Annotated in this window: 2 protein-coding genes; both read left to right on the top strand. The window is 24.0% G+C overall.

The window, feature by feature from the left end:
- Positions 1 to 241 precede the first annotated feature (241 nt).
- Positions 242 to 499 (top strand): type II toxin-antitoxin system Phd/YefM family antitoxin, encoded by a 258-nt coding sequence (locus tag BM072_RS15335; RefSeq protein ID WP_092910768.1) that lies wholly within the window; start codon positions 242 to 244, stop codon positions 497 to 499.
- Between the two features lies 1 nt (position 500).
- On the top strand, positions 501 to 773 hold the full coding sequence (locus BM072_RS15330) for a Txe/YoeB family addiction module toxin (RefSeq protein WP_092910762.1): 273 nt from the start codon (positions 501 to 503) through the stop codon (positions 771 to 773).
- The last annotated feature ends 892 nt before the right edge of the window (positions 774 to 1,665 follow it).

The raw sequence follows: 1,665 nt of genomic DNA, 5'->3' as shown, positions 1-1,665 counted from the left end.
TAGCTAGTATAAGTTGGATTGGACAAATCCTTAGAGAAAATTTATGTAAAGAATAAAAGACAGCGTACAACTTCGGTTCAGTAAAAGCTATAACAGATTTTATGTAAAATAGAAATACAAAACCTCCAAATGGAGGTTTTTTTATGCTTTGTAATTTCCTATTATGTTTATTATAAATATTATATAAATTATTTTTTTGTATATTTGTGTACCAATATGGTTATCATTTAAATTTAAAACTATGTTAGTTATTAGTACAAGAGAATTTAGAGAACGTCAAGGCAAGTATCTAAAAAAAGTAAAAGAGGGCGAAGATGTTGTTTTAAAATCTCGTGAAAATGGGAGTTTTAAATTAGTCCCTATAACAGAAGACGATACGTTAATGAGTAAAGAAGAATTCTTTAATAAATTAGATCGTTCATTACAACAAGCAAAAGAAGGAAAAACAGTTAGAGTATCTTCTAGCGAAGAGATTAAAGCGCTATTAGATAGCTTATAGAATGTATAATATAGATTTCACAAGTTATGCTCTTGAGGATTTAGCTAAATTAAAAAAGTCTGAACCAAAAGCATTTAAAAAGGTCACTAAATTAATTGAGGAACTTAGAACGCATCCAGAAATGGGAACAGGACATCCGAAACCATTAGGAAGTAATAGAGTTGGAGAATGGTCTCGTAAAATTACAGATAAGCATCGATTAATTTATACAATAGATAATGAGCAAATTATTGTTCTTGTAATTTCAGCATATGGGCATTACGACGATAAATAGTAATTCATTAATAAAAAAGACCATATATATATGGTCTTTTTTATACTCTATAATAATGACTATGTTTAGTAAAAATATTTATATATTTAAGTTATGAAAGATATAAGACTATGTAAATTGCTATTCAATAAAAAATCTATTATTTTAATTTCAATCTGTTTATTTTTAAATGGTATAACAATAGGAGCATATGCTTCGATAGGTGGAAATATTAATTTTATATTTCTTTTTGTAGCTATATATACCCCTTATCTATTTTTATATAAAAGAATAAAAAATAATGTAATTGAATTACAATAAAAAAAGCCATGCTAAATATAATGCATGGCTTTTTTATACTCTATAATTTCAATTATGTTAAGTGATATTTATTATTCTTATACTTTATTGTTTATTGTTTATTGTTTTTTATTTTTTAATTAAAAACTAAAATATTTATGAATAAACACTCTCTAAAATACTTGTTGCTTATTTCTTGTTTGTCATTAGCAGTTGTATAACTGATGATCAACTAATTAAAAAAACACATTTGTAACTTTCTCAAAACAAAAATTTATGTTCTAAAACAAGCAATGTAGGTTTTAATTATGCAATGAAATTCTCCTATCTATTATAAAGATATGATAGCATTCATAATACTAATATTTTTTTACACCATAAAATTTATAAACTATATATAGAGTTATTTCCATACTCTTTGCCGTATTTTAAAACTTGTATTTTTTTAGTATAAGTTAAATAAGCTTGAATTTCTTTTGTCTTTTTTAAAATCATAAGGCTATATTAGTTTTTAACTATGGATATGCAAACAAAAATAGGAGTATTAGTTAAGCTACATTTTTATAACTAATTTTTTGTTGATTAAATTCTTCAATCGTTTTATAATTTAAGG

The sequence above is a fragment of the Algoriella xinjiangensis genome (assembly GCF_900115015.1).
Lineage (GTDB): Bacteria > Bacteroidota > Bacteroidia > Flavobacteriales > Weeksellaceae > Empedobacter > Empedobacter xinjiangensis.
This window is presented reverse-complemented; position numbering and strand designations above follow the sequence as displayed.

Excerpts from the sequence above, each read along its gene's own strand:
- BM072_RS15335 (WP_092910768.1), top strand. The coding sequence starts at position 242 with ATGTTAGTTATTAGTACAAGAGAATTTAGAGAACGTCAAGGCAAGTAT.
- BM072_RS15330 (WP_092910762.1), top strand. The coding sequence starts at position 501 with ATGTATAATATAGATTTCACAAGTTATGCTCTTGAGGATTTAGCTAAA.